This window comes from Vogesella sp. LIG4, from assembly GCF_900090205.1.
Classification (GTDB): Bacteria; Pseudomonadota; Gammaproteobacteria; order Burkholderiales; family Chromobacteriaceae; genus Vogesella.
Genome location: NZ_LT607802.1, coordinates 1747059 through 1772732, shown reverse-complemented (window position 1 = coordinate 1772732; position 25674 = coordinate 1747059). Strand labels below are relative to the sequence as shown.

The 25674-nt window shown below is 65.4% G+C and carries 23 protein-coding genes; 18 read left to right on the top strand and 5 right to left on the bottom strand.

Annotated features, from left to right (window positions below; translation table 11 throughout):
- Positions 1-63 precede the first annotated feature (63 nt).
- The 10 genes from hpaE (at position 64) to PSELUDRAFT_RS08230 (ending at position 11738) form a co-directional block, all read left to right on the top strand.
- Positions 64-1524, top strand: coding sequence for a 5-carboxymethyl-2-hydroxymuconate semialdehyde dehydrogenase (gene hpaE / locus PSELUDRAFT_RS08275; RefSeq protein WP_088966394.1), 1461 nt, complete (start codon positions 64-66; stop codon positions 1522-1524).
- A gap of 196 nt (positions 1525-1720) precedes the next feature.
- Complete coding sequence (hpaD, locus tag PSELUDRAFT_RS08270) at positions 1721-2569, top strand: 3,4-dihydroxyphenylacetate 2,3-dioxygenase (RefSeq protein WP_088966393.1); 849 nt, start codon at positions 1721-1723, stop codon at positions 2567-2569.
- Positions 2570-2692: 123 nt separating this feature from the next.
- Positions 2693-3079 (top strand): 5-carboxymethyl-2-hydroxymuconate Delta-isomerase, encoded by a 387-nt coding sequence (locus PSELUDRAFT_RS08265; protein WP_088968435.1) that lies wholly within the window; start codon positions 2693-2695, stop codon positions 3077-3079.
- A gap of 11 nt (positions 3080-3090) precedes the next feature.
- Complete coding sequence (locus PSELUDRAFT_RS08260; protein ID WP_088966392.1) at positions 3091-4308, top strand: Bcr/CflA family multidrug efflux MFS transporter; 1218 nt, start codon at positions 3091-3093, stop codon at positions 4306-4308.
- Between the two features lie 10 nt (positions 4309-4318).
- Entirely contained in the window at positions 4319-5791 is a 1473-nt protein-coding gene (locus tag PSELUDRAFT_RS08255) for an NAD-dependent succinate-semialdehyde dehydrogenase (RefSeq protein ID WP_088966391.1), read from the top strand.
- A 55-nt stretch (positions 5792-5846) separates the two neighbouring features.
- Entirely contained in the window at positions 5847-6650 is an 804-nt protein-coding gene (hpaH, locus tag PSELUDRAFT_RS08250; RefSeq protein WP_088966390.1) for a 2-oxo-hept-4-ene-1,7-dioate hydratase, read from the top strand.
- 10 nt (positions 6651-6660) lie between these two features.
- Entirely contained in the window at positions 6661-7464 is an 804-nt protein-coding gene (gene hpaI / locus PSELUDRAFT_RS08245; protein ID WP_088966389.1) for a 4-hydroxy-2-oxoheptanedioate aldolase, read from the top strand.
- Positions 7465-7792: 328 nt separating this feature from the next.
- Positions 7793-9130, top strand: a complete 1338-nt coding sequence (locus PSELUDRAFT_RS08240; RefSeq protein ID WP_088966388.1) for an MFS transporter — start codon at positions 7793-7795, stop codon at positions 9128-9130.
- Between the two features lie 348 nt (positions 9131-9478).
- Positions 9479-10648 carry a p-hydroxyphenylacetate 3-hydroxylase oxygenase component gene (locus tag PSELUDRAFT_RS08235; RefSeq protein ID WP_088966387.1) on the top strand — a complete coding sequence of 390 codons (1170 nt, stop codon included), beginning with the start codon at positions 9479-9481 and terminating at the stop codon, positions 10646-10648.
- Positions 10649-10796: 148 nt separating this feature from the next.
- The gene (locus PSELUDRAFT_RS08230) at positions 10797-11738 is read left to right on the top strand and encodes a p-hydroxyphenylacetate 3-hydroxylase reductase component (RefSeq protein ID WP_088966386.1); all 942 of its coding nucleotides are present in this window, start codon (positions 10797-10799) and stop codon (positions 11736-11738) included.
- Positions 11739-11893: 155 nt separating this feature from the next.
- On the opposite strand, the gene PSELUDRAFT_RS08225 is transcribed toward PSELUDRAFT_RS08230, so the two are convergent.
- Complete coding sequence (locus PSELUDRAFT_RS08225; protein ID WP_088966385.1) at positions 11894-13849, bottom strand: FAD-dependent oxidoreductase; 1956 nt, start codon at positions 13847-13849, stop codon at positions 11894-11896.
- A gap of 152 nt (positions 13850-14001) precedes the next feature.
- Here PSELUDRAFT_RS08225 and PSELUDRAFT_RS08220 point away from each other — a divergent pair, with 152 nt between their 5' ends.
- From PSELUDRAFT_RS08220 to PSELUDRAFT_RS19600, 6 genes are all read left to right on the top strand, one after another.
- Positions 14002-14604: a helix-turn-helix domain-containing protein gene (locus PSELUDRAFT_RS08220; RefSeq protein WP_088966384.1), complete on the top strand. Its 603-nt coding sequence runs from the start codon at positions 14002-14004 to the stop codon at positions 14602-14604.
- A 152-nt stretch (positions 14605-14756) separates the two neighbouring features.
- On the top strand, positions 14757-15797 hold the full coding sequence (locus PSELUDRAFT_RS08215) for an ABC transporter substrate-binding protein (protein ID WP_088966383.1): 1041 nt from the start codon (positions 14757-14759) through the stop codon (positions 15795-15797).
- Positions 15798-16057: 260 nt separating this feature from the next.
- On the top strand, positions 16058-18211 hold the full coding sequence (locus PSELUDRAFT_RS08210) for a hypothetical protein (protein ID WP_231895335.1): 2154 nt from the start codon (positions 16058-16060) through the stop codon (positions 18209-18211).
- A 109-nt stretch (positions 18212-18320) separates the two neighbouring features.
- Positions 18321-19025, top strand: a complete 705-nt coding sequence (rstA, locus tag PSELUDRAFT_RS08205) for a two-component system response regulator RstA (RefSeq protein ID WP_088966382.1) — start codon at positions 18321-18323, stop codon at positions 19023-19025.
- A gap of 3 nt (positions 19026-19028) precedes the next feature.
- Entirely contained in the window at positions 19029-20327 is a 1299-nt protein-coding gene (gene rstB, locus PSELUDRAFT_RS08200) for a two-component system sensor histidine kinase RstB (protein ID WP_088966381.1), read from the top strand.
- Positions 20328-20416: 89 nt separating this feature from the next.
- Positions 20417-20590: a hypothetical protein gene (locus PSELUDRAFT_RS19600; RefSeq protein ID WP_164497424.1), complete on the top strand. Its 174-nt coding sequence runs from the start codon at positions 20417-20419 to the stop codon at positions 20588-20590.
- Positions 20591-20686: 96 nt separating this feature from the next.
- Here PSELUDRAFT_RS19600 and rph read toward each other — a convergent pair whose 3' ends face one another.
- The 3 genes from rph to PSELUDRAFT_RS08185 are packed head-to-tail and all read right to left on the bottom strand — an operon-like array spanning position 20687 to position 23230.
- Positions 20687-21403, bottom strand: coding sequence for a ribonuclease PH (rph, locus tag PSELUDRAFT_RS08195; RefSeq protein WP_088966380.1), 717 nt, complete (start codon positions 21401-21403; stop codon positions 20687-20689).
- A 46-nt stretch (positions 21404-21449) separates the two neighbouring features.
- A complete protein-coding gene (locus tag PSELUDRAFT_RS08190; RefSeq protein WP_088966379.1) occupies positions 21450-22283 on the bottom strand; it encodes a PP2C family serine/threonine-protein phosphatase in 834 nt (277 codons plus the stop codon).
- The gene (locus PSELUDRAFT_RS08185; RefSeq protein WP_088966378.1) at positions 22280-23230 is read right to left on the bottom strand and encodes a serine/threonine-protein kinase; all 951 of its coding nucleotides are present in this window, start codon (positions 23228-23230) and stop codon (positions 22280-22282) included. Before PSELUDRAFT_RS08185 ends, PSELUDRAFT_RS08190 begins: the two co-directional genes overlap by 4 nt.
- 76 nt (positions 23231-23306) lie before the next feature.
- On the opposite strand from PSELUDRAFT_RS08185, the gene PSELUDRAFT_RS08180 reads away from it, so the two are divergent.
- A complete protein-coding gene (locus PSELUDRAFT_RS08180; protein ID WP_088966377.1) occupies positions 23307-24173 on the top strand; it encodes a YicC/YloC family endoribonuclease in 867 nt (288 codons plus the stop codon).
- Between the two features lie 140 nt (positions 24174-24313).
- Here PSELUDRAFT_RS08180 and PSELUDRAFT_RS08175 read toward each other — a convergent pair whose 3' ends face one another.
- Complete coding sequence (locus PSELUDRAFT_RS08175) at positions 24314-24661, bottom strand: hypothetical protein (protein ID WP_088966376.1); 348 nt, start codon at positions 24659-24661, stop codon at positions 24314-24316.
- Between the two features lie 427 nt (positions 24662-25088).
- On the opposite strand from PSELUDRAFT_RS08175, the gene PSELUDRAFT_RS08170 reads away from it, so the two are divergent.
- The gene (locus tag PSELUDRAFT_RS08170; protein WP_088966375.1) at positions 25089-25619 is read left to right on the top strand and encodes a hypothetical protein; all 531 of its coding nucleotides are present in this window, start codon (positions 25089-25091) and stop codon (positions 25617-25619) included.
- Positions 25620-25674: the final 55 nt, after the last annotated feature.

Below are 25674 nucleotides of genomic sequence, written 5' to 3'. Positions count from 1 at the left end.
CCACCTCTGAAACGACTTACAGATTCATCGCTGCGGCAGCGCCGCACAGCAAAGGACCAAACCATGATCAAGCACTGGATCAACGGCCGCGAAGTCGAAAGCCGCGACACCTTCACCAACTACAACCCGGCCACCGGCGAAGCCATCGGCGAAGTGGCCAGCGGTGGCGCCGACGAGATCAACGCCGCGGTGGCTGCCGCCAAGGCCGCGTTTCCGAAATGGGCCAACACCCCGGCCAAGGAACGCGCGCGGCTGATGCGCAAACTGGGCGAGCTGATCGACAAGAACGTGCCGCAGCTGGCCGAGCTGGAAACCCAGGACACCGGCCTGCCCATCCACCAGACCAGGAACGTGCTGATTCCGCGCGCCTCGCACAACTTCGACTTCTTCGCCGAGGTGTGCACCCGCATGGACGGCCACACCTACCCGGTGGACGACAGCATGCTCAACTACACGCTGTACCAGCCGGTAGGCGTGTGCGGCCTGGTGTCGCCGTGGAACGTGCCGTTCATGACTGCCACCTGGAAGACCGCGCCGTGCCTGGCGCTGGGCAACACCGCGGTGCTGAAGATGTCCGAGCTGTCGCCGCTCACCGCCAATGAGCTGGGCCGCCTGGCGATGGAAGCCGGCATCCCGGAAGGCGTGTTCAACGTGGTGCAGGGCTACGGTGCCACCGCCGGCGACGCGCTGGTGCGCCACCCGGACGTGCGCGCGGTGTCCTTTACCGGCGGCACCGCCACCGGCCGCCGCATCATGCAGAGCGCCGGCATCAAGAAATACTCGATGGAGCTGGGCGGCAAGAGCCCGGTGCTGATCTTCAACGATGCCGATCTTGAGCGCGCGCTGGATGCCGCGCTGTTCACCATCTTCTCGCTCAACGGCGAGCGCTGCACCGCCGGCAGCCGCATCTTCATCCAGGAAGGCGTCTACGACCAGTTCGTGGCCGAGTTCGCCCGCCGCGCGAAGAACCTGATCGTCGGCGACCCGCAAGACCCGAAAACCCAGGTCGGCTCCATGATCACCAAGGCGCACTACGACAAGGTTACCGGCTACATCCGCATCGGCCTGGAAGAAGGCGCCAACCTGCTGGCCGGCGGCCTGGAGCGCCCGGCGAACCTGCCGGCGCAGCTGCAGAACGGCAACTTCATCCAGCCGACGGTGTTTGCCGACGTGGACAACCGCATGCGCATCGCGCAGGAAGAAATCTTCGGCCCGGTGGTGTGTCTGCTGAAATTCAAGGACGAGGCCGAGGCACTGCGCCTGGCCAATGATGTGGAATACGGCCTGGCGTCCTATATCTGGACCCAGGACATCGGCAAGGCGCATCGCCTGGCACGCGGCATCGAGGCCGGCATGGTGTTCATCAACAGCCAGAACGTGCGCGACCTGCGCCAGCCGTTCGGCGGGGTGAAGGCCTCCGGCACCGGCCGCGAAGGCGGCGCCTACAGCTTCGAGGTATTCACCGAGATCAAGAACGTGTGCGTGTCGATGGGCAGTCACCACATCCCGCGCTGGGGCGTGTAAGCGTCACTGGCCAAACCCCTGATCCTGCGTTGCGCCTCCTTGCCGTACGACTTGTACTGTCTGCGTCGGCGCGCCTTGGCTCAGGTCCGTTACACGGTTTGGACAGCGACGCAGTAACTCGGCAGCCAACCCTGAAGGTTGGCCGCACATAACAACCACCCCACCGCCACCGTAAAACAGAATCGAGGAGACAACCATGGGCAAACTTGCGCTTGCCGCCAAGATCACCCACGTACCGTCGATGTACCTGTCCGAACTGGACGGGCCGCACAAGGGCTGCCGCCAGGCCGCCATCGACGGCCACAAGGAGATTGGCCGCCGCTGCCGCGAGCTGGGCGTGGACACCATCGTGGTGTTCGACACCCACTGGCTGGTGAATTCCGGCTACCACATCAACTCCGCGCCGCACTTCGAAGGCGTGTACACCAGCAACGAGCTGCCGCACTTCATCAAGAACATGCCGTACGAGTACCACGGCAACCCGCAGCTTGGCCGCCTGCTGGCCGAGGCCGCCACCGCCGCCGGCGTGCACACCCGCGCCCACGACGCCACCACCCTGGCGCTGGAGTACGGCACGCTGGTGCCGATGCGCTATATGAACGCCGACCAGCATTTCAAGGTGGTATCGGTATCGGCGCTGTGCACCGTGCACAACCTGCAGGACAGCGCCACGCTAGGCGCCGCCTTCCGCCGCGCCATCGAGGAACAGTACGACGGCACCGTGGCCATTTTCGCCAGCGGCTCGCTGTCGCACCGCTTCGCGCAGAACGGCGTGGCCGAGCAGTACCTGCACAAGGTATGGAGCCCGTTCCTGGAAACCATGGACCACGAAGTAGTGGACATGTGGCAGCGCGGCGACTGGAAAACCTTCTGCGCGCTGCTGCCGGAGTACGCCGACAAGTGCCATGGCGAAGGCTTCATGCACGACACCGCCATGCTGCTGGGCGCGCTGGGCTGGGATGAATACGCCGGCAAGGCCGAGGTGGTGACGCCGTATTTCGGCAGCTCCGGCACCGGCCAGATCAACGTCATCCTCCCCGTCTAGGGACGATCTGTTGCGCGTCGGCGATACGGCGTTAACACCCGCTTCGCCCTGGCTCGCAAGATCGTCACCGGATGCCAACAACGTTGGCCGCACCCCACCTGCGGCCAACTTATGGAGCCCGCCATGCCGCACTTCATCCTGGAATGTACCGACAACATCCGCGAACAGGCCGAACTGCCGGCACTGTTCGAAAAGGCGCACGCCTTCCTGATCGGCACCGGCCTCTACCCGGTGGCCGGCATCCGCAGCCGCGTGCACTGGCTGGACACCTGGCGCATGGCCGATGGCGAAGCCGATTACGCCTTCGTGCACATGTCGCTGAAGATAGGCCACGGCCGCAGCTTCGAGGAGCGCGAGCGCACCGCACAGGGGCTGTTCGAGATCATCAAGGCGCACTTCCAGCCGCTGTTCGATGTCCGCTACCTGGCACTGACTTTCGAGCTGAGCGAGATGCCGCAGCAGCTGAGCTACAAGCACAACAACGTGCATCAGCGTTTTAGCAAAGCTTGAGGCACGGCAGCATGAACCCGCACCACCACACCGCCCTGCCCCACGGCCGCCTGATCTGGCTGCTGGGGGCGCTGGTGGCCTTCGGCCCGCTGTCGATCGACCTGTACCTGCCGGCGCTGCCCGCCATCGCCGCCAGCCTGGCGGCACCGGTGGGGCTGGTGCAGTTCACCATCGGCGGTTTCCTGGCCGGCTTCTGCCTGGGCATGCTGCTGTACGGCCCGCTGTCCGACCGCTACGGCCGCCGCCCGGTGCTGCTGGGCGGCATCGCGCTGTACCTGCTGGCCAGCCTGGCCTGCGTGCTGGCGCAGTCGGCCGAGCAGCTGATCGCGCTGCGCGTGCTGCAGGCGGTGGGCGGCGGCGCCGGCAGCGTGCTGGGCCGGGCGATGGTGCGCGACCTGTTCGCGCTCGATCGCGCCGCGCAGGTGCTGTCGCTGCTGCACCTGGTGACCATGATCGCGCCGCTGCTGGCGCCACTGCTGGGCGGCTGGCTGCTGCTGGCCGCCGGCTGGCGCGCGCTGTTCCTGGCACTGGCGCTGTTCGGCGCCGCCATCCTGGCGCTGGTGGCGCTGCGGCTGCCGGAAACCCATCCGCCGGAAAATCGCAGCACGCAAAGCCTGGGGGCGGCGTTCCGCGCCTACGGCCGGGTGCTGGGCGATGTGCCGTCGCTGGGCTACCTGCTGGCGCTGGGGCTGACCTTTGGCGCCATGTTCGCCTACATCACCGGCTCGCCCTTCGTCTACATCGGCTACTTCGGCGTGGCGCCACAGCATTACGGCTGGCTGTTCGGCCTCAACATCGCCGCGGTGATCGTGCTGACGCTGCTGAACAAACGCCTGGCGCAGCGCCACCGCCCGGACAGCCTGTTGCAGTGGCAGACCGCCGCGGTGGCGCTGGCCGGCATCGCGCTGTGGCTGGCCGGCGCCGGCTCGCTGCCGGCGGTGGTGCTGCCGCTGCTGGTCAGCGTCGGCCTTACCGGCTCCATCGGCCCCAACTGCATGGCGCGGCTGCTGCAGCTGCATCCAGACCTCGCCGGCGCCGCCATGGCGCTGGCCGCCAGCGGCCAGTTCGCACTGGGCATGCTGGCCAGCGCGCTGGTGGCCTGGCTGCACGACGGCAGCCCGCGCGCCATGTGCCTGGTGATCGCGCTGTTCGGCGCCGGCGCCTGGCTGGGCCTGCAGCTGACCCGCGTTCCCGCCGCCCGGCTGCGGGCCACGTCCACCCCCTCTTGAGCACCCCATCATGACTATCACGACCCTGCTGAACGACTCCGCCCTGCTGCAGACCCGCGCCTATATCGATGGCGAGTGGGTGGCGGGCGAGGCTGCGGCCAACTTTGCAGTGCGCAACCCGGCCAGCGGCGACAGCATCGCCGAGGTGGCATCCTGCAACGCCGCCGACACCCGCCGCGCCATCGAGGCCGCCGAGGCAGCGCTGCCCAGCTGGCGCGCGCTGCCGGCCAAGCACCGCGCGCAGATCCTGCGCCGCTGGTTCGAGCTGCTGCTGCAGCACCAGGAAGACCTGGCGCAGATCCTGAGCCTGGAACAGGGCAAGCCGCTGCCGGAAAGCCGCGGCGAGATCGCCTACGGCGCCAGCTTCATCGAATGGTTTGCCGAGGAGGCCAAGCGCGCCTACGGCGACGTGATTCCCAGCCCCTTCGCCGACCGCCGGCTGGTGACCATCAAGCAGCCCATCGGCGTGGTGGCCGCCATCACGCCGTGGAATTTCCCCAATGCCATGATCACCCGCAAGGTGGGCCCGGCGCTGGCCGCCGGCTGCACCGTGGTGGTGAAGCCCGCCGCCGAGACCCCGCTGTCGGCGCTGGCGCTGGCGGTGCTGGCCGAGCGCGCCGGCGTGCCGCGCGGCGTGCTCAACATCGTTACCGGTGAGCGCGCCAGCGAGATCGGCGGCGAGCTTACCCGCCACCCAGCGGTGCGCAAGCTGTCGTTCACCGGCTCCACCCGCATCGGCAAGCTGCTGATGGAGCAGTGCGCCGGCACGGTGAAGAAGCTGGGGCTGGAACTGGGCGGCAATGCGCCCTTCATCGTGTTCGACGATGCCGACCTGGACGCCGCGGTGCAGGGCGCGCTGGCCAGCAAGTTCCGCAACACCGGCCAGACCTGCGTGTGCGCCAACCGCCTGCTGGTGCAGGACGGCGTGTACGACGCCTTTGCCGACAAGCTGGCCGCCGCGGTGCGCAAGATGCAGGTGGGCGCCGCGCACAGCGGTGACGTGCAGCAAGGCCCGCTGATCAACGAAAAAGCCGTGGCCAAGGTGGCCGAGCACGTGGCCGACGCGGTAAGCCAGGGCGCGAAAGTACTCACCGGCGGCGCGCCGCACCCGCTGGGCGGCAACTTCTACCAGCCCACGGTGCTGACCGAAGTCAGCGAGCACATGCTGGTGGCGCACGAGGAAACCTTCGGCCCGCTGGCGCCGCTGTTCCGCTTCAAGGACGAAGCCGACGCCATCCGCCTGGCCAACGCCACCGAGTTCGGCCTGGCCGCCTATTTCTACAGCCGCGACGTTGGCCGCATCTGGCGCGTGGCCGAGGCCATCGAGGCCGGCATGGTGGGCATCAACGAAGGGCTGATCTCCACCGAGGTGGCGCCGTTCGGCGGTATCAAGCAATCCGGCCTCGGCCGTGAAGGTTCCAGGTACGGCCTCGAGGACTTTATGGAAATCAAATACCTGTGCTTTGGTGGCCTGAGCAGCTGAGGAAACGGGCCCCGGCCGCATTGTTTACCGATTACACACCATGAGGAGAGACACCATGCTCAGCTACGACATCATCGAACAGACCGCCCACCGCCTGCACCAGGCGGAGCAGGCGCGCCAGCAGATCCGCCAGATTTCGCTGGACTACCCGGAAATCACCATCGAGGACGCCTACGCCATCCAGCGCCGCTGGGTGGAGATGAAGCTGGCCGAAGGCCGGGTGGTGAAGGGCCACAAGATCGGCCTCACCTCGCGCGCCATGCAGATGTCGTCGCAGATCGACGAGCCGGACTACGGCACGCTGCTGGACGACATGTTCTTTGCCGACGGCTCCGACATTCCCGCCAGCCGCTTCATCGTGCCGCGGGTGGAGGTGGAGCTGGCCTTCATCCTGGGCAAGCCGCTGAAAGGGCCGAACATCACCCTGTTCGACGTGTACAACGCCACCGAGTACGTGATTCCGGCGCTGGAGATCATCGACGCGCGCAGCCAGTCCATCGACCCGGAAAGCGGCCGCCCGCGCAAGGTGTTCGACACCATTTCCGACAATGCGGCCAACGCCGGCGTGGTGATGGGCGGCCGCCCGGTGAAGCCGTCGGAGCTGGACCTGCGCTGGGTGTCGGCGCTGATGTACCGCAACGGCGTGATCGAGGAATCCGGCGTGGCCGCTGCGGTGCTGAACCACCCGGCCAACGGCGTGGCCTGGCTGGCCAACAAGCTGGCGCCGTTCGACGTGAGCCTGCAGCCGGGCCAGGTGATCCTCGGCGGCTCCTTCACCCGCCCGGTGGCGGCGCGCCCCGGCGATACCTTCCATGTCGATTACGGCCCGCTGGGTGCCATCAGCTGCCGCTTTGTGTAAGGAGTTGACCATGCAAAACCCTAGCAACCCCTTCAAGGCCGCGCTCAAGGCCGGCCAGGTGCAGATCGGCCTGTGGCTGGGCCTGGCCGATGCCTACTGCGCCGAACTGCTGGCCGGCGCCGGCTTCGACTGGCTGCTGATCGACGGCGAACACGCGCCCAACGAGCTGCAGAGCATGCTGGCGCAGCTGCAGGCCATCGCCCCCTACCCGTCTCACCCCATCGTGCGCCCGGTGTGGAACGACCCGGTGCGCATCAAGCAGATCCTGGACATCGGCGCGCAAACCCTGCTGCTGCCCATGGTGCAAAGCGGCGAGGAAGCGGCGCAGGCGGTGGCCGCCACCCGCTACCCGCCACACGGCATCCGTGGCGTGGGCAGTGCGCTGGCGCGCGCCTCGCGCTGGAACCGCATTCCGGACTACCTGCACGCCTGCGAGCAGGAAATCTGCGTGCTGGTGCAGATCGAAACCCGCGCCGGCCTGGCCAATCTTGACGCCATCGCCGCCACCGACGGCGTGGATGGCGTGTTCATCGGCCCGGCCGACCTGTCCGCCGACATGGGCTATCTCGGCCAGCCGACGCACCCCGAGGTGCAGGCGGCCATCGAGGACGCCATCCGCCGCATCCGCGCCCACGGCAAGGCGCCGGGCATCCTGATGGCGGACGAGAAACTGGCGCGGCATTACATCGCGCTGGGTGCGCAGTTCGTGGCAGTGGGGGTGGATACCACCCTGCTGGCACGCAGCGCCGAAACGTTGGCCGCAAGGTATCGCGATGCCGCGGCGCCAGTCGCCACCGGCGGCGGCGTGTACTGAACCCGTGCGCCGGCCGACAGGCCGGCACACTGGCCGCCCCGTGGCGGTAGACCTGGCAGCGGGTGGCCGTTGCAGGCAGGTGTTTCCCCGGCTGGGTACCGGCCCTGGTGCCGGTACCGTTTTTTCGGCGCCGTCCCCGCGCCGTGGCCGGCTGTTACCGCCCTGCGCCGTCAGGCCATCAATAGTTAACATATTCATAACAATCAGCCAGCGGGCAGGAGGCCGCCGGCAGCCAGCACTGCATTGCCAGCACGGCAGGCGCCACAAGAGCGCCGCCTTCAACCACCGAGAGTGCATGGGCACTAGCCGCCCGTGCAGGAGAAAAAGCATGCAAATGGAGAAAACCGAGGCCCGTCCCGTCGGGGCGGCCAGCGCACCCCACAGTCAGCAACTGGACCAGCAGGTGATAAACAAGGTATCCGGACGGCTGATCTGGTTCCTGTTCATCCTGTTCGTGTTCTCGTTCCTGGACCGCATCAACATCGGCTTCGCCGGGTTGACCATGTCGCAGAGCCTGAACCTGTCGGCCACCATGTTCGGGCTGGCCACCACCCTCTTCTACGTTGCCTACGTGGCCTGCGGCATCCCCAGCAATATGGTGCTCAGCCGCATGGGCGCGCGGCGCTGGATCGCCATCATCATGGTGGCCTGGGGCCTCGCCTCCACCGCCACCATGTTCGCGCACGACGCCACCAGCCTGTATATCCTGCGCGCACTGGTGGGCGTGACCGAAGCCGGCTTCCTGCCCGGCATGCTGCTCTACCTCACCTTCTGGTTTCCGCGCGCCTACCGCGCCCGCGCCAATGCGCTGTTCATGATCGCCATGCCGGTAACCGCCGCCGCCGGTTCGGTGGTGTCCGGCTACCTGCTGGAGCTGGACGGCCACTGGGGCCTGGCCGGCTGGCAGTGGCTGTTCATGGTGGAAGGTCTGCCGGCGGCGCTGCTGGGCATCACGGTGTGGTGCTACCTGGATGACAGCCCGGCGCAGGCCAGCTGGCTGAGCAGCGAGGAGAAGGCCCGCCTGCAACACATGCTGCAGGCCGAGCAGCAACCTGCGGCCAGCGTTGGCCGCGAGGTCGGCATCTGGCGCGAGCTGCTGTCGCCCAGCGTGCTCAAGTTCGCGCTGGCCTACTTCTGCCTGGTGAACACCCTGAGCATGGTCAATATCTGGGTGCCGCAGATCGTGAAGAGCTTCAACAGCGGCAGCAGCAACGCCACCATCGGCATCCTCGCCGCCATTCCGCAGCTGGCCACCATCGTCGCCATGCTGTGGTGGGGCGCGCGCTCCGACCGCAAGCAGGAGCGCCGCTGGCACACCGTGCTGCCGATGCTGGCTGCCGCCGGCGGCTGGTTGCTGTGCGCCTATGCCGATGGCGCCAGCATGCGCCTGGCCGGCATCGTCATCGCCTCCGCTGGCGCCTTCACCGCCATGACCATCTTCTGGACCACGCCGGACGCGGTGCTGTCCACCCGCGCCAAGGCCATCGGCATTGCGCTGATCAACGCCACCGGCAACGTCGGCTCGGCGCTCAGCTCGGTGGTGGTGGGCTGGCTGAAGGACATCAGCCACAGCTTCACCAGCGGCATGCTGTTTGCGGTGGCGGTGCTGGTGATCGGCGCGCTGGTGATGCTGGCGATACCGGTGGGCAAGCCGGCACAACACTGAGCGTGTTCATTGGCAGGGCGGAAGCCCGGTAAAACCGGGCGTTCCGCCATCCAGACAGGCCCCGCTACGCCCGGCACACGGGCAAGGGGGCGTTCTGCCGCCCCCTTGCAACCCCGCTGCGCACCCCTGCGCAGCGGGGATTTCTGCACTTTTCACGCCAGGTATTGCCGATGGCAAATCAGCCATGAAAAGTACAATCTTCTGCCTGAAAGTTACATTTCAACTACCACTTGTGCTCCGCATAATGGCCTGACAGCTGCCGCCGTGCAGCCTGCACCGCGGCCCGGCCGGATATCGATAAAGCAAGGCCGGCAGCCTGATCAAGACACATCACGGAGACATAGAGCGATGAACAAGCACAACCCGCTGCTGGAAAGACTGCGCACCGTCCTGCCCGCCATTGCGGCCAACGCCCAGCGCGCCGAGGAAGAACGTAAAGTACCAGATGAAAACATCGCCCTGCTCAAGGGCATTGGCATGCATCGTGCGTTCCAGCCGAAGAAATACGGCGGTCTGGAAATCTCGCTGCCGGAATTTGCCGACTGCGTGGCGGCGCTGGCCGGCGCCTGTGGCGGCACCGCCTGGGCGTTCAGCCTGCTGTGCACCCACAGCCACCAGCTGGCGATGTTCTCGCCAAAACTGCAGGACGACATCTGGGCCGCCAACCCGGATGCCACCGCCAGCAGCAGCATTGCGCCGTTCAGCCAGATCGAGGAGGCCGAAGGCGGCGTGTACCTGAGCGGCGAAATGGGCTGGAGCAGCGGCTGCGACCACGCCGAATGGGCGATTGTCGGCATGCGCCGCAAGAATGCAGATGGCGAGCCGATCTACAGCTTTGGCGTGATTCCGCGCTGCGACTACGAGATTCGCGACAACTGGTTCGCCATGGGCATGAAGGGCAGCGGCTCCAAGACCCTGGTGATCAACAACGCCTTCATTCCCAACCACCGCATCGAAGCCGCCAAAGACATGATGGAAGGCCGCTCCAGCGGCTTCGACCTCTACCCGGACAGCGACATCTTCTACACCCCGTACCGCCCCTACTTTGCCAGCGGCTTCGCCTCGATCAGCCTGGGCGTGGCCGAGCGCATGCTGCAGGCGTTCAAGGAAAAAACCCAGAACCGCGTGCGCGCCTACACCGGCGCCAGCGTGGGCACCGCCACCCCGGCGCTGATGCGGCTGGCGGAATCCACCCACCAGGTCGCCGCCGCACGCGCCTTCCTGGAAAAAACCTGGCAGGACCACGCCGAGCACGGCCGCCGCCACCAGTACCCCAGCCGCGAGACGCTGGCCTACTGGCGCACCAATCAGGCTTACGCGGTGAAGATGTGCATCGAGGCAGTGGACCGCCTGTTCGGCGCTTCCGGCGCCACCAGCTGGATGGAAGGCAACGAACTGCAGCGCCTGTTCCGCGATTCGCACATGACCGGTGCCCACGCCTACACCGACTACGATGTCTGCGCGCAGATCCTCGGCCGCGAGCTGATGGGGCTGGAGCCGGATCCGAGCATGGTTTAACTGCTGGTAAATAAATCTACTGCGCGTCCCAATCCCGATCCTGTGATGCTCGCCGTACCCGGAGTATGGCTGCGCTTCTCGAATCGGCCTTGGGCCGCTCGCGACGGTTTCTTTTACCAGCTTCTGCCGCTTACATCAGGAGTACCCCATGACCACCCCCACCACCCCCGACTTCGACCCGCGCGTGTTCCGCCGCGCGCTGGGCAATTTCGCCACCGGCGTCACCATCGTCACCGCCGCCACGCCGTCCGGCGCCAGGGTCGGCGTGACCGCCAACAGCTTCAACTCGGTATCGCTGGACCCGCCGCTGGTGCTGTGGAGCATAGACAAGCGCTCCGGCAGCTACGCGGTGTTCGAGGAGGCGACGCACTTCGCCGTCAACATCCTGGCGGCGGACCAGATCGAGCTGTCCAACCAGTTCGCCCGCCCCAGGGATGACAAGTTCGCCGGCATCGCGGTGGAAACCGGCGCCGGCGGCGCCCCGCTGTTCGCCGACTGCGCCGCGCGCTTCCAGTGCGAGAAGTACCAGCAGCTGGACGGTGGCGACCACTGGATCCTGATCGGCAAGGTAGTCGCCTTCGACGACCTGGGCCGCTCGCCGCTGGTCTACCACCAGGGCACCTATTCCATGGTGCTGCCGCATGCGCGCATGCAGAAACGCGAGGAAGGCGCCGCGCCGTCCAGCGCCTTCCAGGGCCGGCTGAGCAACAATATCTACTACCTGCTGACCCAGGCGGTGCGCAGCTACCAGGCCAATTACCAGCCGCGGCAGCTGTCCACCGGGCTGCGCACCAGCGAGGCGCGCATGCTGATGGTGCTGGAAAGCGATGCCGACATGGATATGGCCGGCCTGCTGCGCGAGGTGGCGATGCCGGTGCGCGAGATCGAGCAGGCCGAGGAGATCCTGTGCCGCAAGGGCCTGGTGAGCAATGGCAGCAACGGCTACCGGCTGAGCGAGGCCGGCGTGGCGCAGGCGGAAATGCTGTGGGATATCGCCGCACGGCAGCAGGAGCAGGTGCTGGAAGGCTATAGCGCGGCCGAGGTAGAGGCGTTCAAGAAGGTGCTGCGCGGCATCATTGCACTGCGTTAATGGCGGCTTGACCCGGCCACCGCAGGGCGGAAGCCCCGCAGGGGCGTTCCGCCACCTTTCAGCCAGCGTGTGCCCGGCAGGCGGAACGCCCGGTACAACCGGGCTTCCGCCCTGCTTTCAGCCCGGCCGCATCGCTTGCGGCCAACCTTGCCCGCCTACAGCTGCCACGCCACGCGCAGGCCCTCGTAGATCGCCTCCTCGGCGCTACGCGGCGCCAGGCAGTCGCCGATGGCATGCACCGCCACGCCGCTGTCGGCCAGCTGCTGCCATAGCGCATCGTCGGCGGTGTGGCCGCTGCACAGCACCAGGCTGTCCACCGCGTCGATGATCACCGCCTCCTCGCTGGCGGTGTGCTGCAGGTAGACGCTGCCGCTGTCGGCGCCGTAGGGCCGCATATAGTTCAGTACCTCGATGCCGGCCTTGTGCAGCCGCGCCACCAGTTCGTCGCGCACGTACAGCGGCAGCTGCTCGCCAACGTGGGTGCCGTTCACCGCCAGCCGCACCTGGCAGCCCTGCTGTGCCAGCAGCAGTGCCACGCCGGGGCCGATCCAGTCGCTGCGCCAGTCCACCACCACCACGCTGCGGCCAACCTGCTGCGGTTGGCGCAGTACCTGCCACGGGTCGAACAGCATCACCGAGCCATCGCCCTCCAGCGCCGGCAGCCGTGGCGTGGCGCCGGTGGCCACGATGACGGCGTCCGGCTGCCGTGCCGCCACCAGGGCGGCATCCACCCGGCTGTGTTTGTGCACCGTCACACCCGCCAGCGCGATTTCGCGCAGCAGATTGGTTACCAGCCCGCCGAACTCGGCCCGCCCCGGCAGCTGCTGCGCCAGCAGCGCCTGGCCGCCCAGCTGGCCGCCGGCCTCGTGCAGCTCCACTTCGTGGCCGCGCTGCGCGGCGATCACTGCCGCCTTCATGCCGGCCGGGCCGCCGCCCACCACCAGCACCCGCTTGCGCTGCGTCGCCACCGGCAGCTGGCCGAACTGCAGCTCGCGCCCGCTCTGCGGGTGCTGGATGCAGGAGATCGGCAGCCCGCGGTGGAAGCGGCCGATGCAGGCCTGGTTGCAGGCAATGCAGGCGCGGATGTCGTCCACCCGCCCCTGGCCCGCCTTCTGCGGCATTTCCGGGTCGCAGATCAGCGCCCGCGTCATGCCGCACACGTCGGCCTGGCCGCTGGCAATGATCTGCTCCGCCTCCTGCGGCTGGTTGATGCGCCCGGCCACCAGCACCGGTATGCGCAGCCGCGCCTTGAAGCGTGCCGCCACCGGCGCCAGGTAGCCGCTGGCTATCGCCATCGGCGGCACGATATGCACCGCGCCACCCAGCGAGGCCGAGTTGCCGGCAATCACGTTCACGTAGTCGAGCAGCGGCTCCAGCGCCACGCTGGCGGCAATCGCCTCGTCCTCGGTAAGGCCCTCGGCGTCCATTTCACCGCCGGAGATGCGCAGCCCCACAACGAAGCCAGCCGGCGTGGCGGCGCGGATCGCCACCAGCACTTCCTGCAAAAAGCGCAGACGGTTGGCCGCATCGCCGCCATAGTCGTCCTGGCGCAGGTTGACGCGCGGGTTGAGGAACTGCGACGGCAGGTAGCCGTGGCTGGCCACCACTTCCACGCCATCGATGCCGGCCTCGGCCATGCGCCGCGCTGCGGCGGCGTAGCCGGCCACGATGTCGGCAATCAGCGCGCGGTGCAGCGCGCGCGGCATCACGTGAAAGCGCTCGTTGGGCACCGCCGACGGCGCATAAGCCACCGCCAGCAGGCCATCGGCGGTTTCCATGATCTCGCGCCCGGGGTGGAACAGCTGCGCGAACACGGCGCAGCCGTCGGCATGCAGCGCCGTGGCCAGCCGGCGGTAGCCGTCCATGCAGTCGTCGTCGGTGGCCATCAGCGCGTGCGAGGTGTAGCGCGCGGTTTCGTGCACGCCGGACACCTGCAGCACGATCAGCCCGGCGCCGCCGCGCGCCCGCGCCTGGTGGTAGGCGATCAGCGCGTCATTGACCTTGCTTTCGGTGGGCAGCACGGTGTCGTGCCCGGTGGACATGATGCGGTTGCGCAGGGTGACGCCGCCGATGCGCAGCGGGGAAAACAGCTGGGGAAAGGTGGGCTGCATGGTGGCTCCTGGTAATGACCGGGGTGGCGGCGGTGCACGTTGACCACCGCAAAATTTTGTAATTATTAAAATTATTGGCAAAATTTTAATGACGCAAGAACTGATGCCTTCCCACGCACAACCAGCTGACAAAGTGTCGTTATAATCACGGCATGCATTCCTCCCTCCCCTCCCAAACCACAACCCCGGCCGCCGACAAGCCGCAGGCGCAGATCGGCGAGAAGCTGCGCCTGCTGCGCAAGCGCAACGGCCTGACCCTGGCCGCGCTGGCGGAGCGCTGCGGGCTGTCCATCGCCCACATCAGCCTGATCGAACGCAACCTGGCGCAGCCGTCCATCAATGCGCTGGTTGCGCTGGCGCAGAGCCTGGATGTCACCGTGCAGTGGTTCTTCGGCCCGGATCAGCAGCAGGTAGCCGACGAGGCCGATTTCATTGTGCGCAAGCCACAGCGCACCAGCATCGAGTACGAAGGCGGCTTCACCGACCAGCTGCTGACCCCGCGCAGCAACCGCCAGCTGGAGATGCTCCACTGCCGCATCGCCCCTGGCGCCTCCAGCGAGGAAACCTACACCCATGAAGGCGCCGAGGCCGGGCTGTTGCTGAAAGGCAGGCTGGAGCTGTGGGTGGGCGAGCGCCACTTCCAGCTGGACGAAGGCGACAGCTTCAGCTTCTCCAGCCGCGAGCCGCACCGCTACCGCAACCCGGGCAAGAGCGAAGCCGTGGTGATCTGGGTGATCACGCCGGCGACTTACTAAAATTTCTTTGACCATATTAAAAATTTGCCTTAGCTTTTTTACAGGAGGCAAATTCAAGGTCGGCTCGCGCCTGTACGACAGGGGTCTGTAGATGGCGCGCGCAATGGCTGCCGGTTTGCCCTCCATCCCATAGAGAGACGGAGGAGACAAAAATGAAGCTACAACGCAGCCCGCTGCAACTGTCGCTGGCCATCGCCACCCTGCTCAGCACCACAGCCATGGCGGGCGACCTGGTGGTGGTGTCCTACGGCGGTGCCAACAAGAATGCCCAGACCCAGGCCTACTACCAGCCCTATGCCAAGGCGCATGGCGTCAACGTTATCGGTGCGGAATGGAATGGCGAGGCGGCCAAGCTCAAATCCATGGTGGATACCCGCACCGTGAGCTGGGACGTGGTGGAAATCGACTCCCAGCTGGCGGGCCGCGGCTGTGAAGAAGGCATTCTGGAACCGATCAACCCGGCAAAAATCGACAGCCGCGCCGACATGATGCCGGGGGCGCTGCTGCCCTGCGCCGTGGGCATGTTCGTCTCCTCCACTGCGCTGGCCTACAGCCCCTCCCGCCTGAAAGGCACGCCCACCGGCTGGAAGGACTTCTGGGATATCAAGAAGTACCCGGGCAAGCGCGGGCTGCGCAAGGGTGCCCTCTACACACTGGAAATCGCCCTGCTGGCCGACGGCGTGGCGCAGAAGGATGTGTACAAGGTGCTGGCCACCCCGGCCGGAACCGACCGTGCATTCCGCAAGCTCGATCAGATCAAGCCCTACATCCAGTGGTGGGAAAGCGGTTCGCAGGCGCCACAGTACCTGCTGGCGGGCGACGTGGTGATGACCTCGGCCTACAACGGCCGCATCACCAATGCCCGCAAGGAAGGCAAGGACCTGAAGCTGGTCTGGGACAGCGGCATCTATGAAATGGACTACTGGGCGATTCCGAAAGGCAATGCCCGCAAGGACGAAGCGCTGCGCTTCATCTCCTTTGCCACCCGCCCGGAGAACCAGAAAGTGTTCTCCGACGCCATTCCCTACGGCCCCACCAACCGCAAGACCCTGAAACAGCTGGCACCGGCCACCGTGGCGGAGCTGCCCACCGCCACCCGCAACCTGGAAGGCGCCATGCCGCTGGATGCCAACTTCTGGATCGAACACGGCGAGGACCTGGAGCAGCGCTTCAACGCCTGGGCTAGCCGCTGAATCTCCCCCGCAACCGTCGTTTCCATGCGCCCACCCGGGCGCATTTTTGCTTGCGGCCAACCTTCGGCAGCCCGCTTGCCAGGCATGGCGACAAGCATCGCAACACGGCGGCATGCCTGAAAAACCACAAGCTACCCAGGGTTTGTTAAAAAATGTCACCCCCGGTCAAGCAGCAGTTGGGTCTAGTGATGGTATAAATATCACTTTCAATATTGCTGTATTAAATCCTGATGGCTGAACTAAGCCCTGTAGGGGATTCCATGCAAACCACGCCAGATCAAGCGCCCGATAATTCCACCGACATCGGCCCGCAGCCACAAGCCGCGGCGCCACGCCTCCTGCACCCGGTGCCGGACCGCCCCAACGGGCAGCGCTACCAGTACTACACCGAGCGCGACATGACCCGCATCCTCACCCACCTGGACACACTGCGCCGCGAAGCCTTCGCCGCCAGCCAGGACGAGGGGCTGGACAGCTACGACCGCCCGTTCCCGTCGGTGTGCCTGATCGGCCTGGGCCGTTGCGGTTCCAATATCGCGCTGGACGTGGCCACCCTGGTGTACAACGCGCGCAAGTTCTACCTGAACGAATTCAACAGCGATGAAAAGCCCAGCGTGGAGCAGGATTTCCGCCCGCGCCGCTGGATCAAGCGCACCTTGCTGTCGCAGCAGAAAGAACAGAAGCCGGCCTTCCTGATCGAGCCGATGGTGATGCTGGGCGACCTGGACAAGGACATCAAGGGCCGCATCCGCTACTCGCGCCGTGGCGAACAGGGCGGCGGCTTCCTGAACGACTACAGCAAGATGCGCATCATGGACCTGGCCGAGGTGCATGCCGGCGGTGCCGGTAACGCGCCCATCCTGGGCCAGTACCTGGCCAAGATCATCCTCAACAAGGATACCCAGAGCTTCTCCGACGAAGACTGGAAGCTGATCCACGCCTACCTGATCGACTCCTGCGGCATTCGCGCCAACCAGTCGCGGCTGTACTTCTACATCTTCAGTGCCGGCGGCGGCACCGGCTCCGGCATGGCCAGCGAATTCGGCCTGGCGCAGCAGTACGCCTACATGAGCAAGACCTTCGAGACCCGTACCGAAGCCGAAGGCAGCGGCGACGAGCAGGGCTTCGTGTTCGAGCCCATCTTCACCAGCGGCATCTGCATCCTGCCGAACATTTCCGGCCACCACGTGGAAGGCTCGGAGGCGCTGCACATCAACGCCGGCCGCCTGCTGTGCAAATACCTGTCCGAGGAGTGGGACTTCTCCTACAACTTCGACAACGAGGAAGCCGGCGCCGAAAGCGTGATGCGCCGCATCCGCCCGTGGAACGCCATGATGCTGATCTCCAACGACATCATGCGTTACGCCGAAGAAACCGATAAGGGCAGCATCGAGGACCTGGACGTGAACGCCATGGAGCGCCACGCCAACCAGTACATCTCGCAGCAGATCTTCAACATTCTCACGGCGCAGGCGGTAACCACCGACTACGACGAGAACTACTTCCACCGTGCCGGCATCGACATCGGCGAGACCATCCGCCTGGACGCCAACGACCTGTTCATGAGCCTGGCCGGCCCGGTGGCGGTGGCCTACGCCGAATCGGTAGTGGGCGACCCGCTGGACGTGAACAGCAGCAGCAAGTTCGATATCGACGACCTGTTCTTCCGCTCCATCGACCTGCCGCACTTCAACCCGATCACCCAGGCCATCGAAGGCATCAGCCTGCTGCCGATCGAATCGGACCGCTACCGCGCCGCGCTGGCCGAGTACAAGGCGTCCAACTACGACCCGGCCAAGCTCAACGAACTGTTCTTCTTCCGCAACTGTTCGTCGGTGGTGGCCATCCTGTCGCTGCCCAAGGGCTACAAGCTGTCCTACATGGACCTGAACCGCCTGAAGCAGCACCTGAACGGCCTGTTCCCCGGCACCACGCTCAAGCGCTACGCACTGGTGATCGGCGCTTCGGCCAACCTGTCGCTGACCACGCTGGTGGCCAAGAGCCCGTGCCTGAGCGATGACTTCCTGACGCTGATCGTGGCCTATATCAAGCGCTGCTTCGCCCGCGGCGACTACCGCTACGACGACGCGCTGGATAACGCCATCCTGGAACTGATCACCTCTGAGAGCTTCGACGAGACACGGCTGGATGCGCTGCTGGACGAGTACGAGAACCCGGCCAAGATCCTGGACACCAACTGGTTCGCCATCAAGCCGATGTACGAGAAGAAGTACCGCGAGCTGATCCGCGACCAGAAAAAATTCGTGTCCATCAACGATATCCGCCTGACGCGCCAGCACGTGCAGAAAGCCATCTGCTACCTGCGCGAGATCTACCGTCACCGCATCGGCAAGACACGGGTGGTATCGCTCAATGCCTATGCCGACCGGCATGGCCACCCGGCACACGACTAGTGTCCACAACGCCCCGCCCCGTGCGGGGCGTTTTACTTCCTAACCCCGCCTGGCTTGCCGCGAATGACATGGCAGCGCCATACTCGGGGTTTTCCGTCGGAGAGAGGCCATGACCCACAAAATCCTGTTTGTCGAGGATGATGCCGAACTGGCCGGCCTGATGCAGGGCTTCCTCGCCCGCCACGATCTGGAAGTGGTGATCGAGCCGCGCGGCGATACCGCTCACGCGGCGCTGGAGCGCGAAAAGCCGGACCTGCTGCTGCTGGACATCATGCTGCCCGGCAAGGACGGCCTGACGCTATGCCGCGAAATCCGCCCGGAGTTCGCCGGCCCCATCGTGATCCTCACCTCGCTGGATAGCGACATCAACCAGATCCTGGGCCTGGAGCTGGGCGCCAACGATTACGTGCTGAAGACCACGCCGCCCGCGGTGTTGGCCGCACGCCTGCGCGCGCAGCTGCGCCAGCACGATCACCGGGCCGGCACACCGGAGCCGGACAGCTCGCAACTGCTGGTCTTCGGCCAGCTGCGCATCGACGCCCGCAGCCGCGAAGTGCAACTGGGCGGCGAACGCATCACGCTGTCCACCACCGACTTCGACCTGCTGTGGCAGCTTGCCAGCCACGCCGGCGAGGTGCAGGACCGCGACACCCTGCTGCGCGTGATGCGCGGCCTGAGCTACGACGGCATGGACCGCAGCATCGACATTGCCGTGTCGCGGCTGCGCAAGAAGCTGGGCGACGACCCTACCGCGCCGTCGCGCATCAAGACCGTGCGCAACAAGGGCTACCTGTTCTCTCCGGCCGGCTGGTAAATCATGCGCAAACTGTTCATCCAGTTCTATTTGCTGTTGATCGTCAGCTTCCTGCTGGCCGTGGTGCTGGCCGGCCTGGTGTACAAGCAGGTGGCGGAGAAGACCGGCGACCGTGCGCTGGCCGACCTGCTGAAAACCTCGCTCAGCCTGATCGAGCTTGAACTGCGCGATACGCCGGAAGCACAGTGGCCGCAGATGCTGCACACCCTGGAGCGCGACCTGGGCTTCAGTGTCTCCATGCAGCGTCTGGAGGACCTGCCCATCGACAGTGCCACCCAGAGTGCGCTGCGCGACGGCAATATCGTGATGCTGGAGGACGACGACGTGTTCCTGCAGCGCATGGCCAAATCGCCGTACGCGCTGGTGGCCGGGCCGATGAGCTACCTGGTGTTCCTGCACGAGCTTAAATGGTTCGACTACGCGCTGCTGGCGCTGATCGGCCTGTCGCTGGCGATTCCGGTGCTGCTGTGGATGCGGCCGCACTGGAACGAGCTGACCCAGCTGGAGCGCGGCGCCAAGGCACTGAGCGAAGGCGAGTTCTCGGCACGGGTGCAGCTGCCGGCGCGTTCCGGCCTGCAACCGCTGGCGCAGGGCTTCAACCAGATGGCCAGCAATGTGGAGCGGCTGCTGGAAAGCAAGCAGACGCTGATCAATGCCGTGGCGCACGAGCTGCGCACGCCGCTGGCGCGGCTGCGCTACCGGCTGGCGCTGCTGGATGTCGAACTGGACGACGCCACCCAGGCCGGCATCGAGCGCGACCTGGGCAATGTCGGCGCGCTGATCGACGAGCTGCTGCTGCACGCGCGCCTGTCGCGCCCGGACCTGCCGCTGCAATGGCAGCGGCTGGAGATACAGGGCTGGCTGCAGCAACGCCAGGAGGACCTGGCCACGGAGTATTCCGCCCTGCGGGTGGACATCCAGCAGACGGTTGGCGCCATCTACGGCGACAGCGTGCTGCTGACCCGCGCCATGGACAACCTGCTGGGCAATGCCGCGCGCTATGCGCGGAAAAAGCTGCTGGTGCGCGTGTACGAGATCGACGGCGAGCAGTATTTCAGCGTGGGTGACGATGGCCCTGGCATTCCGCCGGCGGAACGCCAGCGGGTGATGGAACCGTTCGTGCGGCTGGATCCCAGCCGCGATCGCGCCGAGGGCGGCCATGGCCTGGGCCTGGCCATCGTGCAGCAGATCATGCTGGCGCATCACGGACGGGTAGAAGTTGGCGAAAGCCCGCTTGGCGGTGCCTTATTTACTTTATGCTGGCCATTGCAACAAGACGTTACATCTACCAACAAAAGCTAACAGACAAGCGCGCAATTGTTCGATATGATGCCGCCTAGTCGTCGATTAACGGCGCCTGCTCTCCAACTTCTATCTCAGGATTGAATATCATGAAAAAACTGATCGCTGGTCTGGCTTTCGCCGTTGCTGCTACTTCCGGTTTCGCTGCTACCGCTGCTTCCGCTCCGGCTGCTGCCCCGGCTAAGAAAGCTGAAAAGAAGCACGCTGCTAAGAAAGTTGTAAAAGCTAAGAAAGCTAAAAAAGCCGCTTCCGCTGCTAAGTAATTAGCTAGCTTGAAGTATGAAAAAACGGGCTCTTGAGCCCGTTTTTTTATTGCCGCACCGTTTTTGCCGACTTGCAGTCGGCAAACATGATGACAATCAGCCGGCGCGCGCCTGGCGCTGCAAGTGCAGCAGTTCGCCAATGCCCTTTTCCGCCAGATCCAGCAGGCGGTTCATTTCCTCGCGGCTGAACGCCACACCCTCCGCCGTACCCTGCACTTCCACGAAGTGGCCGACACCGGTCATCACCACGTTCATATCGGTTTCGCAGCCGGAATCCTCCACGTAGTCCAGATCCAGCAACGGCTCGCCGTCCACGATACCTACCGACACCGCCGCCACCTGGTCGCGCAGCGGGTTGGCCGCAAGCTTGCCGTCGGCCAGCAGTTTGTCGATGGCATCGCTCAGTGCCACGTAAGCACCGGTGATACTGGCGGTACGGGTACCGCCATCGGCCTGGATCACATCGCAATCGATCTGGATCTGGCGCTCGCCGAGTTTCTCCAGGTCGATCACCGCGCGCAGGCTGCGGCCGATCAGGCGCTGGATCTCCTGGGTACGGCCGGACTGCTTGCCGCTGGCCGCTTCACGGCGCATGCGGCTGCCGGTGGAGCGCGGCAGCATGCCGTACTCGGCGGTCACCCAGCCCTGGCCCTTGCCTTTCAGGAACGGCGGCACGCTTTCTTCCACCGAAGCCGTGCAGATCACCTTGGTATCGCCAAACTCCACCAGCACCGAACCTTCGGCGTGCTTGGTGTAATGACGGGTCAGTCGTACGTTGCGCAAGGCATCGGCTGCCCGATTGTCTGCTCGCATGGCTCGTCTCCAAACAAAAAGGGGGCATTCTAGCGCATGGGGGGTGTTACCGCTCCAGATGCGCCGCCGGCAGCTGCTCGAAGCCGGCCAGTGGCACCTGGCTGCTGTCGATATAGCCTTCGCGGCCGGGTATGAAGTCACGGTCGGCCAGCAACGTCACGGCGATGCCGGTCAGATTGTCGCAGCCGGGGCCGGCGCGCTTTTCCGCCACGTTCATCAGCGCCGGCAACACCAGCTGCGGCTCCCGCCCCAGGAAGATACGGCTGATCTCCTCGTCCAGCATCGGCCCCCACAGGCCGTCCGAACACAGCAGCAGGGTCTCGCCGCCGGTCAGTACGATGCCTTCCACCACGTCGAATTCCGGATTGAGCACGCCGCCCAGGCAACTGTAGATGCGGTTGCGCCCCGGGTAGCTCTGCGCTTCCTTTTCGGTAATCTGGCCGCTGTCCACCAGCCGCTGCACCTGGCTGTGGTCGTGGCTGCGAAAACGCAGGCGATTGTCCTGCAGCAGGTACAGCCGTGAATCGCCGGCATGCACCGCGTACAGCTTGTCGTCCTGGACCAGCGCCGCCACCAGCGTGGTGCTGGGCACGTCCTGCAGCCGGCCCTGCAGGGCCTGCGCCTGAATCGCCTCGTGCGCCTCGCGTATGACCCGCATCAGGAAGGGTACCGGCCGCATCAGGTGCGGGCGGGCGGAGCGGCGGAAGTTCTCCATGAACACATCCACCGCGATCTGAGCCGCGATTTCGCCGTATTCGTGCCCGCCCATGCCGTCGGCCACCACCAGCAGCAGCGACTGTTCGGACCAGATCACGCCCATGCGGTCTTCGTTGTGCTCGCGTGCACCCACGCGCGATTCGGCAGCAATGGCAAACTTCATGCGGAATGCTTCCTGAACAGGCCGGACAGCCAGCGGCACCAGCGCCCGGAGCGGGTGGCCGGCGCCACCGCCTGGTAGGGGCTGCGCAGCCGTGTGCACACCTCGCCCAGGCTGGCCGGGCGGGCCGATGGCGTCAGCGCCAGGCACTGGTCCACCAATTGCAGCAGTTGCGGGGAATACAGCCCGGCCAGCAGTTTGCTGGCTGGCGGCAGGGTATCGTTGCGCATGCGCTCGTCGGCCGCGGCCAGGCGGCCACCGCCCATGGCCAGATACATGCTGGCGCCCAGGCCGTAGATATCGGTCCACGGCCCCAGCTGGCCCTTGGCCTGGTATTGCTCCGGCGCGGCGTAGCCGGGGGTGATCATGGCAGCGGCATTGCTGCGCGAACTCACCAGCCGCGCGGTGCCGAAATCCAGCAGGATGGGCGCGCCGTTGCGGCACAGGTAGATGTTGCCGGGCTTGATGTCCAGATGCAGCAGGTGCTGCTTGTGCACTTCTTCCAGGCCGGCAATCAGCTCGGCAAACAGCTCGCGCAGCCGTGCCTCCGGCATGCTGCCGCCGGTCAGCTCCAGCTCGCGCGACAGCGAGCGGCCATCGGCATAATCCATCACCATGTACACCGTCTGGTTGGCGCGGAAGAAATTGCTCACCCGCACCACGTTGGGGTGGCGGATGTCGGCCAGCACGCGTGCCTCGTCGAAAAAGCACTTCAGCCCCAGCTTGAATACCTCGCGGTCCAGCTCGTTGAGCACGGTGACGTCGCCGGCATCGCTGCGGCCAACCATATCGCGCGGCAGGTATTCCTTGATCGCGTACTTGCGGTCATGCCCGTCCAGCGCCAGGTAGACCTCGCTGAAGCCGCCGGAGCTGAGTACGCGCACGATGGTATAGCCCTCCAGCCGGCTGCCTGGCGCGAGAGAACGTGACTTGGATTGTGTACGGTCCATTGTTATAGTGTGCCCGCCCCGGGATCACGATTGCGATTCGGGGCCTATCCTTCCGATTACCATTCTGGAGCCCACCATGATTCTCAGCATGACAGGCTTTGCCTCCACCTCCCGCGAGTTCCCGGGCGGCCTGATGTCCATCGAACTGCGCGCGGTGAACCACCGCTACCTCGACGTGCAGATGCGTCTGCCGGAAGAGCTGCGCATCATTGAACCACAATTGCGCGAACTGATCGCCGGCCGCGTGACGCGCGGCAAGGTCGAGTGCCGCATCGGTCTGAACCAGACTACCGACGACACCCCGCAGCTGGAACTCAACCGCGACACCGTAACACGCCTGCTGGCGGTGTGCGAAGAAGTCCGCACCCTGTCGCCGGGCATCCGCGACCTGGGCATGGGCGAAGTGCTGCGCTGGCCTGGCGTGCTCAAGTCCAATTCGCTGCCGCCGGAAGCGCTGCAGCAACTGTGTATCGACGGCCTTGGCGCGGTACTTGAGGATTTTCGCGCCACCCGCGGCCGCGAAGGCCACAAGCTGTCCAACATCCTGCTCGACCGCATCGCCGCCATGGAAACCATCGTCGGCGCGGTCAAGCCCAAGCTGCCGCAGATCCTGGAAGCCTATCGCAATAAGTTGGCCGCACGCCTGCAGGAAGCGCTGGGCAATGTGGACGACGACCGCCTGAAGCAGGAATTCGCACTGTTCGCACAGAAGATCGACGTGGACGAGGAACTGGAACGCCTCACCACCCACCTGACCGAAGTGCGTCGCATCCTGAAGACCGGCGGCCAGGTCGGCAAGCGCCTGGACTTCCTGATGCAGGAACTCAACCGCGAAGCCAACACCCTGGGCTCCAAGTCGGTATCCACCGACACCACCCAGGCTTCCGTCGAGCTGAAGGTGCTGATCGAGCAGATGCGCGAGCAGATCCAGAACGTGGAATAAGCGCCGCGCAAGTATGCAAAAGCCCCGCCAGCCGGGGCTTTTTGCATTTATTGGCAAGCACGTGACCAGTCGGGGCGGCTAACGGCTCGTCGTCTGCTGCAGAGCTACCTCGCAGCAATGCCATCCTTCCACCCGAGGTATCAGCTGCCGCTCTTGATCTGCTGGTTAACCTGATTTTCTTCCTGGTTCAGGGTTTTCTGTTCCTGCTTGGTGAGATGGCCATGATTCAGTTTGGCCATGTCCCGTTCCTGCTGACGGATGTTCTTGTCTTCGCGATGCAGCTTGCGCGCCTCGGCGGGGCTGATCTTGTCCTTGGCTTCCAGTTTGTCGATGCGCGTGTTCTGCTTGTGCAGACGCTGGTTCACCTCGTTGCGGCGCGGGTGCGTTTTCTGCCATTGCGTTTCTTCGGCATGGGCAACGCTGATCATGCCGCCGCACAGCAGCAGCACGCCGGTGGAGAGAAAGGTGATGCGGCCAGATTTTTTCATATTGCTTATTCCTGTCGTCAGCTAGTGATGAGGCGGATGCCTGGGATCAAGCTACAGGAGCCGCCAAGTGCGTAGCACCTGGAGTTGTTTGCAAATATATGCAGCCAATTGCTGCTTAAGCTCTGTTAACACTTGGCCTGCTGCCCTTGCCGGGCGAAGGCTCCTGGCGCGGCGCGTGTTCAGACCGGCCGGCAGTCTCCCTGCTTGACGTTACAAAGTCCCTGTTTCGCCGGTACTCGCAAGCACGTTGTTCGATGCCCTGTCGGCCAAGCCTTGCGCCCCTGACCCGTTACATGCCTCCAGGCAGCAGCAAGCGTACATAAACCCGCGGCCTGGCCACGGCTTCATACATGGCAACAACTGAAAGCAATGGCTTGCCGGTGGCAAACCTATAATCCGGAGGGTCGGGAATCCGGAGGCGGCCGCCATGGCTACTGTTTCGCAACTGGTCCAGTTGAATCTGGCAAGCAGCGCCTATGCCAATGGCGGCGTGCAGGCCTCGCCGGTGCCGACCTCCGCCAATGCCTCCACCTCGCTGGTAGACCAGGCGGTACAGTTGGCCGCAGATGCCAGCACGGTAGTGACGCTGACCGGCGGCAGCATCAGCCCCGATGCGGCAAGCTACAACGCCGCCGGCCTGCTGGACAGCTTCACCCAGGCAGGCAATCTGCAAGGCGGCCTGCTCAGTGCCAGCGCCGGCCAGGCCACCGATACGGCGGCAAACAGTACGGATAGCGGCGTCATCGCCGCCGATGCCAGCACGGCAACAGCGGCGAGCAGTAGCGACGGCAGCACTTCGTCGAGCGATGCCAGCCTGCTGTCACAGCTGCTGGACAACAGCGTGTCCGGCACCCAGTTGAACAGCCAATGGAGCCGTGTGCTGCAAGGCAACCCCGCGCTGGCCGGCGAGGCGGTGCAGAACATGAGCAACGGCAGCATCGTCAACACCCTCGCCTAGCCTCCCCTTTGCTGCATCACAGTTTCGTCGCCAGATCAGGCGCCGCAGGCATTCC

Bases quoted from the DNA above. Each gene is read 5' to 3' on its own strand.
- hpaD (WP_088966393.1), top strand. From the start codon at position 1,721: ATGGGCAAACTTGCGCTTGCCGCCAAGATCACCCACGTACCGTCGATG.
- hpaH (WP_088966390.1), top strand. From the start codon at position 5,847: ATGCTCAGCTACGACATCATCGAACAGACCGCCCACCGCCTGCACCAG.
- PSELUDRAFT_RS08175 (WP_088966376.1), bottom strand. From the start codon at position 24,661: ATGAAAAAATCTGGCCGCATCACCTTTCTCTCCACCGGCGTGCTGCTG.
- PSELUDRAFT_RS08190 (WP_088966379.1), bottom strand. From the start codon at position 22,283: ATGAAGTTTGCCATTGCTGCCGAATCGCGCGTGGGTGCACGCGAGCAC.
- PSELUDRAFT_RS19600 (WP_164497424.1), top strand. From the start codon at position 20,417: ATGAAAAAACTGATCGCTGGTCTGGCTTTCGCCGTTGCTGCTACTTCC.
- PSELUDRAFT_RS08220 (WP_088966384.1), top strand. From the start codon at position 14,002: ATGCATTCCTCCCTCCCCTCCCAAACCACAACCCCGGCCGCCGACAAG.
- hpaE (WP_088966394.1), top strand. From the start codon at position 64: ATGATCAAGCACTGGATCAACGGCCGCGAAGTCGAAAGCCGCGACACC.
- PSELUDRAFT_RS08255 (WP_088966391.1), top strand. From the start codon at position 4,319: ATGACTATCACGACCCTGCTGAACGACTCCGCCCTGCTGCAGACCCGC.
- PSELUDRAFT_RS08170 (WP_088966375.1), top strand. From the start codon at position 25,089: ATGGCTACTGTTTCGCAACTGGTCCAGTTGAATCTGGCAAGCAGCGCC.
- PSELUDRAFT_RS08185 (WP_088966378.1), bottom strand. From the start codon at position 23,230: ATGGACCGTACACAATCCAAGTCACGTTCTCTCGCGCCAGGCAGCCGG.
- rph (WP_088966380.1), bottom strand. From the start codon at position 21,403: ATGCGAGCAGACAATCGGGCAGCCGATGCCTTGCGCAACGTACGACTG.
- PSELUDRAFT_RS08265 (WP_088968435.1), top strand. From the start codon at position 2,693: ATGCCGCACTTCATCCTGGAATGTACCGACAACATCCGCGAACAGGCC.
- PSELUDRAFT_RS08225 (WP_088966385.1), bottom strand. From the start codon at position 13,849: ATGCAGCCCACCTTTCCCCAGCTGTTTTCCCCGCTGCGCATCGGCGGC.
- rstB (WP_088966381.1), top strand. From the start codon at position 19,029: ATGCGCAAACTGTTCATCCAGTTCTATTTGCTGTTGATCGTCAGCTTC.
- hpaI (WP_088966389.1), top strand. From the start codon at position 6,661: ATGCAAAACCCTAGCAACCCCTTCAAGGCCGCGCTCAAGGCCGGCCAG.
- rstA (WP_088966382.1), top strand. From the start codon at position 18,321: ATGACCCACAAAATCCTGTTTGTCGAGGATGATGCCGAACTGGCCGGC.
- PSELUDRAFT_RS08210 (WP_231895335.1), top strand. From the start codon at position 16,058: ATGCAAACCACGCCAGATCAAGCGCCCGATAATTCCACCGACATCGGC.
- PSELUDRAFT_RS08215 (WP_088966383.1), top strand. From the start codon at position 14,757: ATGAAGCTACAACGCAGCCCGCTGCAACTGTCGCTGGCCATCGCCACC.
- PSELUDRAFT_RS08180 (WP_088966377.1), top strand. From the start codon at position 23,307: ATGATTCTCAGCATGACAGGCTTTGCCTCCACCTCCCGCGAGTTCCCG.
- PSELUDRAFT_RS08240 (WP_088966388.1), top strand. From the start codon at position 7,793: ATGCAAATGGAGAAAACCGAGGCCCGTCCCGTCGGGGCGGCCAGCGCA.
- PSELUDRAFT_RS08260 (WP_088966392.1), top strand. From the start codon at position 3,091: ATGAACCCGCACCACCACACCGCCCTGCCCCACGGCCGCCTGATCTGG.
- PSELUDRAFT_RS08235 (WP_088966387.1), top strand. From the start codon at position 9,479: ATGAACAAGCACAACCCGCTGCTGGAAAGACTGCGCACCGTCCTGCCC.
- PSELUDRAFT_RS08230 (WP_088966386.1), top strand. From the start codon at position 10,797: ATGACCACCCCCACCACCCCCGACTTCGACCCGCGCGTGTTCCGCCGC.